Origin of the sequence: Streptomyces sp. NPDC029216 (genome assembly GCF_040648015.1) — a bacterium.
Lineage (GTDB): Bacteria > Actinomycetota > Actinomycetes > Streptomycetales > Streptomycetaceae > Streptomyces.
This window is the reverse complement of sequence record NZ_JBEZWL010000038.1, coordinates 41,094-56,877: the sequence shown is the minus strand read 5'-3', so window position 1 is coordinate 56,877 and position 15,784 is coordinate 41,094. Positions and strand designations below refer to the sequence as shown.

The 15,784-nt window shown below is 70.7% G+C and carries 16 protein-coding genes and 1 pseudogene; 11 read left to right on the top strand and 6 right to left on the bottom strand.

The annotated features are described in order from the left end of the window. Positions 1 to 402 precede the first annotated feature (402 nt). Both AB0F18_RS16575 and AB0F18_RS16570 read left to right on the top strand, forming a co-directional pair. The gene (locus AB0F18_RS16575; RefSeq protein WP_362060537.1) at positions 403 to 678 is read left to right on the top strand and encodes a DUF6400 family protein; all 276 of its coding nucleotides are present in this window, start codon (positions 403 to 405) and stop codon (positions 676 to 678) included. Beyond that, a complete protein-coding gene (locus AB0F18_RS16570) occupies positions 665 to 928 on the top strand; it encodes a hypothetical protein (RefSeq protein WP_362060534.1) in 264 nt (87 codons plus the stop codon). Before AB0F18_RS16575 ends, AB0F18_RS16570 begins: the two co-directional genes overlap by 14 nt. Before the next feature lie 54 nt (positions 929 to 982). Here the strand turns inward: AB0F18_RS16570 and AB0F18_RS16565 are convergent, their stop codons facing one another. Together AB0F18_RS16565 and AB0F18_RS16560 are read right to left on the bottom strand one after the other, a co-directional pair. Further along, the gene (locus AB0F18_RS16565) at positions 983 to 1,174 is read right to left on the bottom strand and encodes a DUF1059 domain-containing protein (RefSeq protein WP_362060531.1); all 192 of its coding nucleotides are present in this window, start codon (positions 1,172 to 1,174) and stop codon (positions 983 to 985) included. 83 nt (positions 1,175 to 1,257) lie between these two features. Continuing rightward, positions 1,258 to 1,920 carry a deoxynucleoside kinase gene (locus tag AB0F18_RS16560; protein WP_362060528.1) on the bottom strand — a complete coding sequence of 221 codons (663 nt, stop codon included), beginning with the start codon at positions 1,918 to 1,920 and terminating at the stop codon, positions 1,258 to 1,260. Positions 1,921 to 2,288: 368 nt separating this feature from the next. Here AB0F18_RS16560 and AB0F18_RS16555 point away from each other — a divergent pair, with 368 nt between their 5' ends. From AB0F18_RS16555 to AB0F18_RS16545, 3 genes are all read left to right on the top strand, one after another. Then, entirely contained in the window at positions 2,289 to 2,762 is a 474-nt protein-coding gene (locus tag AB0F18_RS16555; protein ID WP_362060525.1) for a tRNA adenosine deaminase-associated protein, read from the top strand. 180 nt (positions 2,763 to 2,942) lie between these two features. Continuing rightward, entirely contained in the window at positions 2,943 to 4,136 is a 1,194-nt protein-coding gene (locus AB0F18_RS16550; RefSeq protein WP_362060522.1) for a cytochrome P450, read from the top strand. After that, complete coding sequence (locus AB0F18_RS16545) at positions 4,133 to 4,381, top strand: ferredoxin (RefSeq protein ID WP_362060519.1); 249 nt, start codon at positions 4,133 to 4,135, stop codon at positions 4,379 to 4,381. Before AB0F18_RS16550 ends, AB0F18_RS16545 begins: the two co-directional genes overlap by 4 nt. Before the next feature lie 13 nt (positions 4,382 to 4,394). On the opposite strand, the gene AB0F18_RS16540 is transcribed toward AB0F18_RS16545, so the two are convergent. Continuing rightward, on the bottom strand, positions 4,395 to 4,703 hold the full coding sequence (locus AB0F18_RS16540; RefSeq protein WP_362060516.1) for a hypothetical protein: 309 nt from the start codon (positions 4,701 to 4,703) through the stop codon (positions 4,395 to 4,397). A 228-nt stretch (positions 4,704 to 4,931) separates the two neighbouring features. Between AB0F18_RS16540 and AB0F18_RS16535 the strand changes: the two genes are divergently transcribed. Together AB0F18_RS16535 and AB0F18_RS16530 are read left to right on the top strand one after the other, a co-directional pair. Beyond that, positions 4,932 to 5,576, top strand: a complete 645-nt coding sequence (locus AB0F18_RS16535) for a phospholipase A2 (RefSeq protein ID WP_362060546.1) — start codon at positions 4,932 to 4,934, stop codon at positions 5,574 to 5,576. Further along, entirely contained in the window at positions 5,573 to 7,810 is a 2,238-nt protein-coding gene (locus tag AB0F18_RS16530; protein WP_362060513.1) for a serine/threonine-protein kinase, read from the top strand. Before AB0F18_RS16535 ends, AB0F18_RS16530 begins: the two co-directional genes overlap by 4 nt. Before the next feature lie 121 nt (positions 7,811 to 7,931). On the opposite strand, the gene AB0F18_RS16525 is transcribed toward AB0F18_RS16530, so the two are convergent. Next, on the bottom strand, positions 7,932 to 8,543 hold the full coding sequence (locus AB0F18_RS16525; RefSeq protein WP_362060510.1) for a hypothetical protein: 612 nt from the start codon (positions 8,541 to 8,543) through the stop codon (positions 7,932 to 7,934). 949 nt (positions 8,544 to 9,492) lie between these two features. Between AB0F18_RS16525 and AB0F18_RS16520 the strand changes: the two genes are divergently transcribed. Together AB0F18_RS16520 and AB0F18_RS16515 are read left to right on the top strand one after the other, a co-directional pair. Next, positions 9,493 to 9,891: a universal stress protein gene (locus AB0F18_RS16520; RefSeq protein ID WP_362060507.1), complete on the top strand. Its 399-nt coding sequence runs from the start codon at positions 9,493 to 9,495 to the stop codon at positions 9,889 to 9,891. Positions 9,892 to 10,044: 153 nt separating this feature from the next. Further along, positions 10,045 to 10,275: pseudogene (locus AB0F18_RS16515) on the top strand (response regulator); the annotation flags it as partial. Positions 10,276 to 10,642: 367 nt separating this feature from the next. Here the strand turns inward: AB0F18_RS16515 and AB0F18_RS16510 are convergent. Continuing rightward, positions 10,643 to 11,674, bottom strand: coding sequence for a hypothetical protein (locus AB0F18_RS16510; RefSeq protein ID WP_362060504.1), 1,032 nt, complete (start codon positions 11,672 to 11,674; stop codon positions 10,643 to 10,645). 855 nt (positions 11,675 to 12,529) lie between these two features. Here AB0F18_RS16510 and AB0F18_RS16505 point away from each other — a divergent pair. Together AB0F18_RS16505 and AB0F18_RS16500 are read left to right on the top strand one after the other, a co-directional pair. Continuing rightward, the gene (locus AB0F18_RS16505; protein ID WP_362060501.1) at positions 12,530 to 12,742 is read left to right on the top strand and encodes a hypothetical protein; all 213 of its coding nucleotides are present in this window, start codon (positions 12,530 to 12,532) and stop codon (positions 12,740 to 12,742) included. A 2-nt stretch (positions 12,743 to 12,744) separates the two neighbouring features. Next, positions 12,745 to 14,274: a cytochrome P450 gene (locus AB0F18_RS16500; RefSeq protein ID WP_362060498.1), complete on the top strand. Its 1,530-nt coding sequence runs from the start codon at positions 12,745 to 12,747 to the stop codon at positions 14,272 to 14,274. On the opposite strand, the gene AB0F18_RS16495 is transcribed toward AB0F18_RS16500, so the two are convergent. Further along, positions 14,208 to 15,731 carry an FAD-dependent oxidoreductase gene (locus AB0F18_RS16495; RefSeq protein ID WP_362060495.1) on the bottom strand — a complete coding sequence of 508 codons (1,524 nt, stop codon included), beginning with the start codon at positions 15,729 to 15,731 and terminating at the stop codon, positions 14,208 to 14,210. The genes AB0F18_RS16500 and AB0F18_RS16495 overlap by 67 nt on opposite strands. Positions 15,732 to 15,784: the final 53 nt, after the last annotated feature.

The window sequence follows — 15,784 nt, the reverse complement described above, 5'->3', positions numbered from 1 at the left end:
GCGCCGGCGCCCTGGCAACGCCCCCCTCCTACTAGCGGCCCTCGCAGGACGGGCGGAAGGTCCCGACCCGGCGCGGCGGCCGTCCTCGCTGGTGGGGGGCGGTGTGCGGGGGTGCGGGGCCGGCTACTAGGGCGGGCCGAATGTGACCTGGGTCCTGTGGGCCGCCTCACCGCAACCGGGCCCGGATGTCACGTTATGTATCGGCTTGCACCTTGTCAGGTGCGTGTCCCGGGCCACTTCCGGCCGCCGAATCGAAGGAAACGGGCGCGTCGAACGCAGCTTTCCGAGTCACCTGCCGCAGAGTCCGGCTGCCAATTGCCCGGAGCATCCCCTTGAGGGCGGGATGTGACTCCGCCCACCCTCCCTTGACCCGCGAAAGAAGGCATACCTAAGTTCTGCCTCATGCCCTCGCACCCCTCCACGCCCCCGTCCGGCCCGGGCGACGCCGCAGAGCCGGTCGACTTCGTCGTCGACCTCACCTCTCAGGAGATGCTCCGGCGCGCCCAGGTAATGGCCGCGCTCGGCCCCGAGTGGGACCCCGTAGACGTGCTGCGCGGGGAGGAGGAGGCGTACGACCGCCTCTACTCCGGCCTCGACGCGGAACAGCAGCGCACCTACGACGACCTGGTGGCGGCCGGTGTACTGCCACTGCGCGGGGGCGGCCATGCTGCCGCTTGATCCGCAGGCCGACATCGGACGCCGGGCATGGGTGCCCTGCCCGAAGTGCGAGGACACCCGGGACTGTGAGCCGTGCGGAGAGCGCCGGACCTGCTCCCGGCACTGGCGCTACCTGCTCTCCAACAAGGGCAGCCTCCTGCACCTGCAGTGCCCCGGCTGTACCCACGTCTGGACGCACGAGACCGGCTTCGGTGCCACCCGCTCCCTGTGGAGCCGCGTGACGAGCAGCCTGCCACGGCTCGCGCCCTAGGCGGTCGTCAGCGGGGTTTACCGGAGGTTGACATCCCCCCTTGGCTGTCGTGTGTCAGGCGTTCTGGGGAACCTCGGGCTTCAGCATGCCGCGCAGTGCGTCGCGGAACTCCTGGGTGTCCTCTTCCCCGTGCACGGAGACGCCGTGCTGCACGGCCGCCCCGAGGACCTCGTCTTCCTCACCCGTGATGGTCAGGGTGCACCCGATCTCGCTGGGGTACTCCCTGCAGTCCATGGTCTTGCGCATGACGCGCCTCCCAGTGGCGATTCGTACGGTCTACTCCCACGATCCTCCGCTTCCGCCCGGGGCGAAAGCCCAGACGACCGGCTTCAGGCGCGGCGCCGGCTCGCCGCCAGGGCGTCCTTGACCTCCTGCGCCACGCGGGCCGCGTCCTCGGGGTTGTTCACCACGTCGGTGCGGTTCATGTCGATGACGAGGACTTCGCTGGCCGAGTAGTGCTTGTGCACCCAGTCGTCGTAGCCGGACCACAGGGTCCGGTAGTACTCGACGAGGCTCTCGTCCTGCTCGAAATCGCGGCCCCGCAGCCCGATGCGGTACAGGACGGTCTGGAAGTCCGCCTTGAGGTAGACCATGAGATCCGGCGCCTTGCGGTACGGCAGGCCGTCGATCTCGCGCATCATCTCGTCGAGCAGTCCCTCGTACACCTGCATTTCGAGGGTGCTGATCCGGCCCAGATCGTGGTTGACCTTGGCGAAGTACCAGTCCTCGTAGATGGACCGGTCGAGGACGTTGTCGCCCTGCTTGTACGCCTGCTTGATCGAGGCGAACCGCGTCTGCAGGAAGTACAGCTGGAGGAGGAAGGGGTAGCGCTTGGCCTGGATCTCCTCGGGGCTCGCCGTGTAGAAGAGCGGAAGGATCGGGTTGTCTTCCACGCTCTCGTAGAAGACGTCGCTGCCCAGCTCCTTGGCGAGCAGCTCGGCCACGCTCGTCTTGCCGAGTCCGATCATGCCTCCGACACAGATCACCGGCATACCTCACTTCTCCCTGGGGGTCTTCTGTTCGCGGGCGGGTGGGGCCGGGCGCCCACACCACTGGGACACGTGTCGGCGGTCACTCGATTCCCCGAGATCGTCATGATCGGCGTCATGTGGTCCCCGTCCGGGCCGAGGCCCGGCGCGAGCCTCCCCGACCGGCCGGACTGACCGTTCCGCAGTTGCCGCATACGGCGACGAGCCACCACCCCGCGGCCGCTCTGAAGCATAAATGACAATCCGCTTCCCCCTGGCCAGAGCACCGGCCCCGCTCCGGTGGCGGAGTGGGCGGGGGCGAGCTTGCTCCGTGTGGGCCATGCGCGGCCTCCCGGCGGCTAGCGGGCGCTCCGACGGGGCACTGTGGGGCCGTGACAGAACACAAGAACCACCGATACGCGGTCGCCGTCGTCCGCCGGGACGGCCGCCCGCACTGCACCCGGCTGGACCGCACCGCGCTGACGGGCCTCGACGAGGCGATCTCCGCGGTACGCGACGACGGGACCTCGGACACGGTGTTCGGGTTCTTCAACGCGGACGAGGCGTTCTTCCTGATCCTGCGCTCCACCCCGGAGGGGACCGGCCTGCTGCTGTCGGACGCCCGGGCGGCGCGCCGGCACACGCTCGCCGCCCAGGCCCTGGACGTCCTGGGCGCCGACCCGCCCGACGAGAACGCCGCCGGGGCGCGCCCGGCCGGAGATCTGGGGATCGTCGCCGAACTGGGGCTCACCGCCGACGGCATGGGGGCCATCCTGGCCCGGCCGGACAGCCTGCCCGACGACCAGCTGCGGATGATCGCGGAACGGTGCGGATTCGCAGCCGAGTTCGACCGTATGAAGAGATGACGAACGGCATTGCCTTCGGCGGCAGTCATTGCAACGACTCGTTGCATTCGATTCCAGGCCATTGCATCAATTTATAGGCTTCTACCTGCGGTTATGCGTCAGCGAGATTGACTGCCCTATGAATGCAACGTAGCTTTCGGGAGATACCAAACACGTCATATCGCAAGACGAGGAATGAACGTGAGCGAATCCCTCCACACCGTCACGGCTCTGCCGACGCAGCGTCAGGCCGGCTGCCCCTTCGCCCCCCCGGCGGAGCTGGCCGACGCCCAACGGCACGGCCCCATCAGCCGCTTCACCCACCCCGGCGGCAAGCCCGGCTGGCTGATCACCGGATACGACCTGATCAGGTCGGTCCTGGCCGACCCCCGGTTCAGCTCGCGCAAGGAGCTGCTGAACATCGTCGACTTCGAGCTTCCCCCCGCGCCGCCCGGCGAGTTCCTCCTCATGGACGAGCCGCAGCACAGCCGCTACCGCAAGCCGCTGGTGGGCAAGTTCACCGTGCGGCGGATGCGGCTGCTCACCGAGCGCATCGAGCAGATCACCGCCGAATGCCTGGACGCCATGGAGCAGGCCGGGCCTTCGACGGACCTGGTGACCGCGTTCGCCAAGCCCATCCCCACCATCGTGATCTGCGAGATCCTCGGCGTGCCGTACGAGGACCGGGCCTCCTTCCAGGAGCAGATCGACGCGTTCATGGGCGGCGGGGTCAGCGACGAGGAGGTGATGGCGGCCTACACCGCGACCCAGGAGTACCTCGCACGGCTGGTCGCCGCCAAGCGCGCGAACCCCACCGACGACGTGCTGAGCGAGCTCACCGACAGCGATCTGACCGACGAGGAGCTGAAGGGGATCAGCCTCATCCTGCTGGCGGCCGGTTTCGACACCACCGCCAACATGCTCTCCCTCGGCACCTTCGCGCTGCTGCAGAACCCGGAGCAACTGGCCGCGCTGCGCGCCGATCCCGCGCTCGTCGACGGGGCGGTGGAGGAGCTGCTGCGGTACCTGAGCGTCGCCAAGACGTTCATGAGGACGGCGCTGGAGGACGTCGAGGTGGGCGGCCAGACCATCGAGGCCGGAACGACGGTCGTCCTGTCGTTCAACACCGCCAACCGCGACCCCCACCGCTTCGCCGACCCCGACGTCCTCGACCTCCGGCGGCCGTACGACGGGCATTTGGCCTTCAGCCACGGCATCCACCAGTGCCTGGGCCAGCAGTTGGCCCGTGTCGAGATGCGGGTGGCGTTCCGCGCCCTGTTCGACCGCTTCCCCACGCTGCGCCTGGCCGTGCCGGCCGACGAGGTCCTCCTGCGCCCGGAGAGCGCCGACATCTACGGGGTGAAGAGCCTCCCGGTCACCTGGGACGCGAAGTGAGCACGCCCCGCCTGAGCGTCGACCGCGAGCGGTGCATCGGCGCCGGGATGTGCGCCATGACGGCCCCCGAGGTCTTCGACCAGGACGCCGAGGACGGACTGGTGGTCCTGCTGCGCGCCGAACCGGCCGCCGCCCATCAGGCGGCCGCACGGATGGCCGTGGGCGTGTGCCCGTCGGGGGCGATCACCCTCGGCGAGCGGGAATCCGGCGGAGCGGGCGCAGGAGACCGACCGCCGGCCGCCTGAGCGGGGCCGCGCGTCACCCCTCCGGTGGATCAGCGGCGCAGGAGCAGGGCCCCCACATCGCCCGGGTGCGGTGGGAGCGGTAGGAGAGCCGCGGGAAGGGGCTGTAGCGCCAGGGGAGGCCGTGCGTGTAGCCGTCGACGTGGCGGAACTGGGCGACCGCCTCCCGGTAGCGGCCCTGGCGGAGCAGGAAGTACGCGAGCGTGTGGCGGACCCGCGGCAGTTCGGGGTGGTCCCCGGCCGCGGCGGCGTCCTCCAGCGCGGCGTCGACCAGGGCGATGAGGTGCGGGCTGCGGAAGGCCGCCGCCGTGGGGCGTTGCTCCACGAACACCCCTCTTCGGCATGTTCTCCATCATGGACATCCCTCCCCGGGCCACAAGCCCAGATCTCGGATGTCCGCCAAACCGAAGCAACCCCATTCAAGACCTTGAACCAGGAGGGCGAAGACAGCCGCAAGGCATGGAAGGGCGCCCGCGACGCACACCGCGACGGCACACCCGACCCCTACGAATTCCGGTGGGACACCGACTAATGCAACTTCCCGGCCCTCGACATCGCGTTCGCAACGTTCGACTTCAGGGACGCCTGCGCCCGACACGACTTCCTGCACCGCAACTACCGTGACATGTACGGCGAGAAAGCCTTCCAGCACAACCCCGACGGCCAGGAACACATCGACGAGATCCTCCAGGGCGACATGCTCGACACCTGTGCAGACCGCGCGTTCCTCGTGGAGCAATCATGCGGGTTCACCGCAGACTCGTACTACGAGGGCGTCCGACTCCATTCGCAGGCACGGCTGCCCCTACCCGGCACCACCCCCTTGCCCGGCCCGCAACCAGCTGGCCGGGCAAGGCGCACCCCACCACAGCGCCCTGCGGACTATGCTGATGCCAGCCAGGCCCCGAACATCGTCGGGCTGATGCGGATCTCGAATTTTCCCCAGGGCTGCTCCTTCCCCAGGTGGTTGCTCTCGGCAATGGGGGTCGGAGCCGGCCCGCTCGTGGAGTGTGCGGCCCGTGCTGACTGTGCTGCGGGCGATCCGCTGCGATACCCCTGGCCGGACGCGATCGCGACGTGCCCCTGTCATCTACGCTGCCCCCGCAGTGATGTGAGATGCTCGCGCCAGAGTAGGCAACAGGGGCTTTCTCGGTCGGAGTTGCCGCTGAGGCCTCGATGCATCGGAGGGGGCCGATGAAGCCTTTGGGGGATGCGGACCAGCTCACGCTCAGTCCCTACCGCCTGGTGGCCGAGCTGGGGCGGGGCGGCATGGGGCGGGTGCTGCTGGGCGTCGCGCCGGACGGGCGGTTGGTCGCGGTCAAGGTGGTGCGTTCACAGTTCGTAGAGGACGACGGATTCCGTGTGCGCTTCCGCCGGGAGGTGGAGGCGTCCCGGCGGGTGTCCGGCGCGTACACGGCGGCCGTGGTCGATGCGGACGCAGACGCGCCGCTACCGTGGCTGGCCTCGGTCTTCGTCCCCGGCCCCTCCTTGAGCGATGTCGTGGTGAAGACCGGTCCGCTGCCGTCGTTCGCGCTCGTGCGCCTGGCCGCCGGGCTGGCCGCCGCGTTGGGTGGGATCCATCGGGCCGGGCTCATCCACCGCGACCTCAAGCCGTCCAACGTCCTGCTTGCCGCCGACGGACCCCGGGTCATCGACTTCGGGATCGCCCGTGCCACCGACAGCGAGGGCGGCACCGAGATCACCCACACCGGATGGCTCGTCGGCTCCCCTGCGTTCATGTCCCCGGAGCAGGCCGAAGGGCGGGAACTGGACTCGTCCAGCGATGTGTTCTCGCTCGGCGCGGTGCTGGTGCAGGCGTGCACCGGCCGGAGCCCGTTCACCAGTACCTCTGCACCGCAGACGCTCTACAATGTCGTCCACACCGAGCCCGACCTCGCCGCCGTTCCGGAGGCGCTGCGCGACATCGTCGGCCGATGCCTGTCCAAAGACCGGGCCCTGCGGCCCACACCCGAGCGGATCGCCCGCGCCCTCGGGCCGCTGGCTCCGTCCGTACGGCCGTGGCCCGAAGACGTGCACGCCCTGATCGACGAGCAGCAGGCCACGATCGCCGGCCTCCTCGGCCTGCCTGAGGGTGAGGGGCATTGGGTGACGTCCGGCACCGGGACGGTCGCCCTGACCGGGCGCACCGCGAACGAGGATCTGACGACGAGAACCGCCCTTCCGGTACCGGGTCGGCCGGAACCGCTCGTCCCGCCGCCCGGTACAGCGGATCGCCCGGCGAACGAGGGAGCCGACGAGGACCCGGCGCCGCGCTGGCGCCCGAGCCGGCGAACGATCCTGTTCGGCGCGCTCGGAGCGGGTGCCGCCACCGCGGCCGCGGTGCCGATCGCACTGAGCCGAACCTCGGGTTCTCCCACTGCGGGCGGTTCAGGGACGCCGCGGCCGACAGCCTCGGCAAGCACGCGGCCGTCGGTTCCGGCGAGCCCGAGCCAGACGGCCACACCCTCGACGACCCCAACGGCGGACCCCACGTACAAGGTCTCCCCCAAGTGGCACACCATGCTGTCTGACGTGGACTTCAGCACGGACGGCAAGTTCCTCGCGGTGGGCGACAGGGACGGTGCCGTGATGCTGTGGAACAGCCCTGGTCTGGACGTCGCGACCAAACTCGGCGACAGCGCTGTCCCGGGCATCGGCAACAAGACCCTCGGCGTGAAGTTCAGCCCGGACGGCTCGCTGCTCGCCAGCGTCGACGACTTCGCGACCATCACACTCTGGGACGTGGCATCCCGGCAGAAGACAGGCACCCTCCAAGGTGACAGGATCCAGAAGCAGGCCGGATACACGAATCTCGCCTACAGCCCGGACGGCAAGACGCTGGCGTACGGCGCCAACAGCGTGATGACCTTGTGGGATGTCCAGAGCCGCTCCTTGGCCGCGACCCTCGTGAATGTCCCGGTACAGCAGCCCAGCACGAGCAACGCCGATGGAGACCTGCTGCGCATGGCGTTCGCCCAGGACGGCCGCACCCTCATCACCTCGACCTTCCAAGAACTGCTGCGCTTCTGGGACGTCCGCACCGGCAAGCTCACTGCGACCGTGGAGAACGCCGGCGACGGCGTGATCGGCCTCGCGGTCAGTCCGGACGGCAAGGTCCTCGCCACAGCCTCCCGGGGCGAGGTCAGGGTGTGGAGTGTCGCCACCCGCAAGGTGATCGAAACGCTGCCCTTCTCTTCGAAGCCGGTCTGCTCCGTGGAGTTCAGCCCGGACGGCGCGTTGCTGGCCGCCACCGAGCAGTACGGAGGTGTCCGGATTTGGTCCACGGCCAGCTGGAACCCCGTCCGCGGATTCGACCAGGCGAAGACCATCACCCCGCAACCCTTCATGCCGGGGCCCCTCGTCTTCAGTCCCGACAGCAGGTTCCTGGTCGGAAACTTCGACTACAGCCTGGCCCTTTGGAAGGTCGGGTGAACCAGCGAAAGTAACCCAGGGCAGACGCGCGAACGGCGACGTCGACACCGCCGCCGACAGCGCCGCTCGGCCCCGACGCAGCCCGCTCACCAGCCGCTCAGGAGTCCTTGTGCGGAGGCCGTCAAGGCCGGTACGGGCTCCAGCGTCCCAGTCGGGCGAGTTCGCGGCGGGCGGCCGCCTCGGTCAGGCCGAGCGCGGTGGCGGCCTGGGCCGGGGTGGTGTCGTGCTGGGCGGAGCGGGCGATCCAGTACCCCGCCGCGCGGGCGGCGGCCTCCAGGCGGCGGACGGCGCGGAGTGCGGCGAGGGGTGAGTCGTCGCCGAGTTTGCCGATCTCGGCCTGGAGCTGCTCCAGCAGGTGGGTCACCGATTCGGGGACGGGGATCGTGGCCGCTTCGACGGCGGTCGTGTGGTCGTCCCAGTCCTCGCAGCAGGCATCCGTCTGTTCGTCGGCGGCGTCCTCCAGGTCCTGCTTGCCGATCGCTTCCCAGTCCAGCGGGTGTTCGGGGCCGGTCCATCCGCACGAGCAGGTTCCGCGGAGCGCGGCCGCGCGCGGGATGTGGGCGAAGCGGCCGTCGTAGACGGACCAGTGAGATGTCTGGTGGACGTCGGGGCCCGACCCGGTGTCGAAGAGCGCCGGCGCCGGGACGGTGCCGTCGGCCAGGAGGACCCCGACCCAGCCCTCGTGAGAGGTCCCGAACTCCTCCGTCGTCCACGTCTCCCCGTCGCTGGCCATAACACCCCTTCACCGCCCAGCAGGACCCGCCCGACTGCGGGTCCGTCTGCCACGACCCTGGCGCACCGACGTCGCCTGGGTCAGGCGAACGCGGGAATCCGTCCCGAAAGGCTGACCAGCGCAGCGACGGGCAGGCTGGCCTTCAAGCCGCGGACACCGGGGAAATTCCGGACGGCGGCTCGACGGAAGGACGGTGGTCGCGCTCGCAGTCGAGGCGAATCCGTCGAGGCAGTGCCTTATGCGTTCTCGGTGCCCAATTCGCCCGAGACCTGGCTTCCAGACTGGCCGACGGACCAGAGAGCAGCTGACCGGCCCGGTCCCTCCGTCCTCAGATGCGCCGGATCCGTCCGAGCGATCCGTGACCCCGGCCGCCGGGGCGAAGTCCGGCGCGGAGTTCGCTTCCCCGAACCCACGAAATGGCAGGTGGACGAACCCGGTTGGACCCGGTTTCCACGGTGCCCCACCGAGGCCGGCCGCCGTCACCCTGCGCAGGCACGCGGTTGCGGCCGCCGGGCTGCGACCGATCCCCAGCATGCCCTGGACCAGGTGCCCACCCGCCGCAACCCCACTGGCACCCCGGCCGTGACGGACACGCCGTGGGTGCGGGTTCTGGACAGCCGTACCCGCCACCGTGCACACCGAGGGATGCACGGTGACGGAGCAGCAGGACGCCCCCGTGCTCGACTCTTCCACCGTGACGCCCCAAGCTCACTCCGCCGGGAGTTCAGCGGGCCATCCCGCTCCACCACCCCATCTGGGCCAGGACCACACCCGCCGACATCGCCTTCGCCCATCGCCACACGGCACACGGCACACGGCACGGGGTTCGCGTAGCCGGCGGGCAGGTCCTCATCCGCGTTGCACGTCAGCGAAAGCGGAAGCAGCGTCGCCATATGCTCGTCCCCGGGGCGAACCGGGTGTGCAAGGTGAGTTCGCACATCACTCGGACATGTCTTCGACGACGGCCGGTGAGGTGGCGGGAGGTGGGCCGCGACCTCGGCCGCGACGTCGGAGCGGATCTCCTCGTCCGTTCGCAGGACCGTCGGTTTCCGCCTTCGATCCGGCGTCGATCGCCCCCGAGGTACGGGACGGGGCGGCGGCCGGTGCGGCCGCCGCGCTCGGTGACGTACTGCGGCCTTGGCGCGGCAAGTACCCCGATGTGCACGTCGAAGAGGAATCCGTGGTGGGCCAGTCCGCGGGTCACCTGGTCGACGCCTCGACGGACGCCTCACTGCTGGTCGTCGGCCGGCGGATCCGCCGCTCGGCGATCGGACCGCACCTCGGCCCGGTCGCCCACGCCGTACTGCACCACTCCGCCGCCCCGGCCGCCGTCGTACCCCACCCCTGAGGCAGTCCCCGCATCAAAACGGACGGACAGGGCCGATCGGCCCTGTCCGTCCGGCCTGCGGGAGGGGCACCGTGCTGGAGTTCGCGCGCGTGCCGGACGAGCCACCCAGGCCAAGGAGTTGTGCAATGACCGACAGCGGCGCCCCCGTCCCCCGTGAAGACGCCCATCAGCGTCATCCTCCTCGACGACCACGAAGTCGTACATCGGGGCGTGCACGACCTGCCGGACGCCGAGCCCGATCTGACCGTGATCGGCGAAGCCTCGACTGCCGAGCAGGCGTTGGTCCGGATCCCAGCCCTGCGCCCCCGGGTCGCGATCCTGGACGTCCGGCTCCAGGACAGCGACGGGGTCAGCGTCTGCCGCGAACTGCGCTCGCGGATGCCCGGACCCGCGCGACGGCCACCGGCCGGAGCTCCGCGGGATCCTCGGCATACATCAGGGGAGCGTTGGGCAGTCCGCTGACGAAATCGTGACCGGCCGGCTCACCCGCCACCCCGCCGCCCCGGCTCTACGGCCGAGCCGGATCCGAACTCCTACACAAGATGATCTTGCTTCAGTAGGGGACGTGTTGCCGAGTTCTGGAAACGCGCCGGTACTTGCTCGACGCCCTTCCCGTTTGCTGGCCGACTCGGAACAGGTGGTGAGGTGGTGGGCCAGATGCCGAATGCCCGGGAGGCCCGGTACGCCCGACTCCCCGCTGCCGGCTCCGGGGCCGGCGTCCGCGCGTCCTCGTGCGGTGGTGCGTACGCAGCTACTGGATGCTCGTGAGGTGGGGATGTCCCGGGTCGGCGGGGCAGGCGAAGACGTTCAGCTTGCCCGCGCGGCCCACCGTGATCCCGGTGTCCGCCCCGCCCCTACGGACGGCCGGGTCCCGCTCCTCCAGCGGCATCCAGCTGCCGCTGCCGCCGTCCCACTCCGAGCTGTCGATGGTCAGCAGCAGTTCCATCGGGGCGGCGCAGGCCGGGCAGTCCGTGGCGGCGGGGTCGGTCAGGTTCCAGGACGCGTAGCCCCCGGCGCGCCAGCCGGGCGGGATGGACAGGTCGAACTGGTAGGTCGGCCAGTCCCATTCCTCCGCGCCCGCTTCCTCGGCCTCCTCTTCGAGGGCCTCTTCCCTGGCCTCGATCCGGGCGCACAGTTCTTCGGGCAGCAGCCCGGCGAAGGGGTACGTGACCACCTGCTCGGGGTGCAGCACGCACGGCTCGGGTACGTAACCCTCGAAGCCCACGACCTCCGGCACGGGCGGCTGCGCCAGCGCCCTGACGACCTCCCACGACCGGCGCCAGCGCAGGTCCAGCAGCATGCCGGTCCGGTTCTCGCCGTGCGCGTCGAAGGGGCACCAGAACACCTGGAGCAGATCGCAGTCCTCGGGCCCCGCAAGCAGGTCGGGCACGTCCCGGCGGTACAGCTGGGCCACACCGATCATCGGGAGCGGATCCCTCTCCCCGCTCTCGCCCGCCACCCGGTGCCTGCGCCTGAGCTCCTCCAGGAGCCGACGCTCCTCGTCCGTGGGGCCGGAGTCCGGGTCCCGGGCCCACGCGGCGGCCAGGAGCTGACGCTCCCGGTGGATGTCCGCGGGGCGCCGGCCGCGCCCGTGAGGGTGCGGATCGGTGCACACCGGCCACGGCTCGTCCGCCGGCCAGAGCATCGGCCCGCCCACGGAGCTCACCGACGCGTCGGGGCTGCCCGGCCGCGGGTGCAGCCGGGTGGTCGTGCCGCGGTGGGCGGCGAGCCCGGGGAAGAGCACTTCGACGTCGAGCGGGCGCGGTGGCGTGGTCCTCGTCATGATCCCGAACCCTAAGGCCACGGCCGGGCAGGCCCTCAGCCGGCCCGTCGCCGGGCCGAGGGGCCCGGCGCCGATGGCCGGGAGGTGTTCCTACCTTGCCCACCGCTTCCCAGATCGCAGCAGGAGGGTCACTCGGAGGCAATCACAGAAGGAGGGCTGCGCCCTGCACGGACGGCGGGGAGGGCTGCTGCTATGCAGGGTACCGACACCGTCGCCGTTGCCCCGACGGCTCCGAGCCCCGGGGCAGACCGGCACCCCGTTCTCGCACTCCGTGTCTCCCGGCGCGGCCCTGTCGGTTCGTCGGGTGAGTTCCTGCGGGTCTACCTTGCGGGTAGGCAGGGCTCGGGGCTGGAGCGCTGCCTCTCGCCCGGCGTGCGTCTGTCAGCTCCGGCGGCCCCCCGAGCACCTCCACGCCACCTGGTAGCCGCCCTGTTCAGCCCTGCCTCGAGGTGTGCCCGGCGGCTTTCCGGGCCACCATGGCTGGGAGCCGGGAAGGGCCCTGCGCGCCAGCACCCGGCATGAGAGGGACCGCCCGCCCGGACGGGAGGACACGTGCACCTGGACGAATCAGCCCGAGCCTGCGCCGTGGTCATCGGAGTCGTCGGCATCATCCTCGCGAACCTCACGGCGATCATCCTGATGAACGTCGTCGGCAGGTAAGCCACCGCCAGCCATCGGTACGCCCCCGCCCGACCACGACACCGGACGGGCGGGAGGGGCCGGTCATTGTGCCAGACGCGGCGGCCGAGGGCATGTCCCGTCTCCTCGTGACGTGTCCCGAGCAGCTCCCCAGGGCGGAATGGAGGCAGCAGACCAGGCGGAAACACCGCCCGGCGCCTTCGAAAGGAACCACCCATGGCTGCCCTGATCCCCCTGCGCAAGTCGCTCCTCGTCGCGGTCTCCGCCGTCGCCGCACTCCTCGGCGGAGGATCAGCCTTCGCCGCCTCGAACGCGGCCCCCCTGGCCAATGACCCTTCCGGGGCGAGAATCCAGCGCACCAGCCCGCTCACCACGCTCGGTACGGATCGTGGCAGCGCGTATTACTACTACTACGTACAGGGGCAGTAGCCATGCCGCTGCTCAGCGTGCCGCCCGGCCCCGCCGGGGCCGGGCGGCACGGCAGCCGCCGTGCCTTCGAACGCGACCAGCTCGGCTTCCTGCTCCACCAGCAGCAGTACGGCGACCTCGTCCGCGTCGACGACGGCCTGTACCTCGCGAACTCCCCGGTCCTTGCCGAGGAGGTCTTCAAGCACACCAACACCACGTACGCGATCAGCCGCGACCTCCTGGGCGAGGAGACCGACGGAGGCCGAGCCTCCGAGGACCTGGCCCTGTGGATGCGGGCCCGCAGCCTGGCGGGGCGCGGCCTGAACCGCACCAGCATGCGAGCCGCCGAGGACCGCCTCGCGGCCACAGCCGCCCGGCACGCACAGGCCTGGCGGGCGCGCGGCACCGTCGAGGCGATCCCCGCGCTGGAGGACCTCAGCGCACACCTCATCGCCGAGTTCTGTCTGGGGCCCGATACCGGCAGGGTTCCCGTCCTCCTGGCCCAGCTGCAGGACGCGCTCCTGCCCCCCGTACTGCCGCTGCCCGCCCGCTGGCGCGTCCTGCGCGGGCGGCGCCTGCACCGCGTCAACCGCGACCTGGCGGCCGAGGTGTCCCGCCTGATCGACCACCGGCGCACGGCACACCGCGACGGCTCCCCGCATGTGGTCGCGGACCTGCTCAACACCGCTCGCGACGAAGGCGCCCTCACCCCTCAAGGAGCCACCAGCATCATCGTCGCCAACCTGTTCGCGGCCCACGAGACGACCGCCGCGGCACTCGCCTGGCTGTTCCTCCTCCTCGACCAGCACCCCCTCATCCGCCGACAGGTACGGGACGAGGCCGAGCGGGAACTCGCGGGCCGCCTCCCGACCGCCACGGACGTCCCGCGCCTGGCCGTCACGGAATCCGTCGTGAAGGAGACGCTCCGGCTGTACCCGCCCCTGTGGCTGATCGAAAGGACCGTCGAAGAGCCCACCGAACTCGCCGGCTACCCCCTGCGCCCCGGGCAGCGCGTCGCCGTCAGCCCCTTCGTCCTCCAGCGAGACCCCCGCCACTACCACCAGCCGGCCGCGTTCCGCCCCGACCGCTGGACCGACCGCTCCCCCGCCGATCCGCTGCCCAAGTACGCGTTCATGCCCTTCGGCGGCGGACCGCGCACCTGCCTGGGAACCCACTTCGCCACCGTCGCGATGACCATCACCGCCGCCACCCTCACCAGCAGCTACCAGATCACCCGCACCCCGGGCACCACGCCCGTCTTCAGCACCCGCACCATCCTCCAACCCCACAAGCTCACCCTCGACATCACCGACCACCCGCCCGGCCGCCGCCCACGTCCCACCGGCCCACCAGCCTCCACGACCGATTTCCGGACTCCAGCCACCATCGGCGATCAGACGGCCTCGCCCCGCCCAGGACCGCCGGCGGGGGCGACGCCCGGCGCCGTCGGAGTGGGTGCGGGGGCGGGGCGGGCGCCGGCGGTGGGTCAGGCCGGGGCCGGACCACCGAACCAACGGCCGGCGGCCTGCTCGAACTCCTCCCGGTCAGGGTGACGGTCACCTGCCCAGGCGACCACACCGTCCGGCCGTATCAGCACGGCACCTGACCCGAGGTCGTTGGTCGCCGTCCCGGCCGCGTACCGTATCCGGCCCTCCCAGCCGGTCGCGGAAGCGTGCAGGCGTCGGTCGGTGCTGAAATCGAGCACGACTCCCCGTCCGTCCTCCATGAGGTCGCCGAGACGAGTGCCGTCCTCGAGACGGAAGTCAGGGGCGCTGCGGCCGACCAGCGGATGCTCGCTGCCCAGGTCGTACCGGATCCACGATCCCGACAGCCTCGCGAACACGTAGGTCGCCCCGTCACGCGTCCCGATGAGATCGCGAACCACTGCCTGGATCGCCTGGGCGTACGGTTCCGGCCCCATGGTCGCCACCTGGGCGCGCGACCAGTCGAGCACCGCCGCACCGATCGGATGGCGCTCGTCGGAGTAGGTGTCGAGAAGCCCGTCCGGCGCGTACCCGTGCACGGTCGCCGCGAGCTTCCACCCCAGGTTCACGGCGTCGCCGATGCCGGTGTTCAGCCCCTGGCCGCCGAGGGGGGAGTGGATGTGGGCGGCGTCGCCCGCGAGCAGGACGCGTCCCCGCCGGTAGTCCGTCGTCTGCATCGCCCGGTCGGTGAAGCTCGAGGCGATGTGGACCTCGCCGATCGTCACGTCGACGCCGGACACGCGGCGCAGCACCGCCTGGAGATGGTCGCGGGTCGGCGGCTGTGAACGGTCGAACGCGCCGCCGTCGAAGTCCGCCATGGCGATGTGCCCGTCGGCGGGTATTCGCAGGTACATGCCCGTCGGCGTCAGGTGGAACCCGGGGCGCAGCATGTCGGGATCGGCGAGAGTGACTTGCATGGTGTAGCCGGTGAACCGCGGCTCGGTACCGACGAATTCGAAGCCCGCGAGCCTGCGCACGGTACTGCGTCCGCCGTCGCAGCCGACCAGCCAGCGCGCCTCGTACACGTCCGCGCCGGCTCGTGCGACCACGCTCTCCCCGTTCTGGGAGACGGCCGAGACCGTGACCCCGCGCCTGATGTCCACGCCGAGCTTGGACGCCTGCTCGGACAGCACCGTCTCGACCGCTTCGAGGTCCGTCAGCACGGCTTCGCGCGCCGGGCCGGGAAGCCGGAAGGGGAGGGCCTCGACGTCGACCTGCTCCCCGTCGAGCATCATGCCGGCGAAGTGGCCGATGAACCGGGGGCGTGTCGGCGCACCGGCTTCGGGGGCCGGATCGAAGAACTCCTGGACGCCCGACGCCGCCAGCAGCGGTTCCAGCAGTCCGCGCCGGTAGAACGCCTCGACCGATGCGGCGGACAGCCCACGCCTCCCGAGCGGGGCCGACCGTAACGGGGAGCCGAGCCCCGGCTCCCGTTCGAGCACCAGTACGGAACAGCCCGCGAGGCCAAGCTCGCAGGCGAGGGCCAGACCCACCGGACCGGCTCCCACGATCACCACGTCATGCACGAGAGATCCCCTCCTCGAACTCCGAGCCGGATGGGTACCCGGCCGGACCTCTC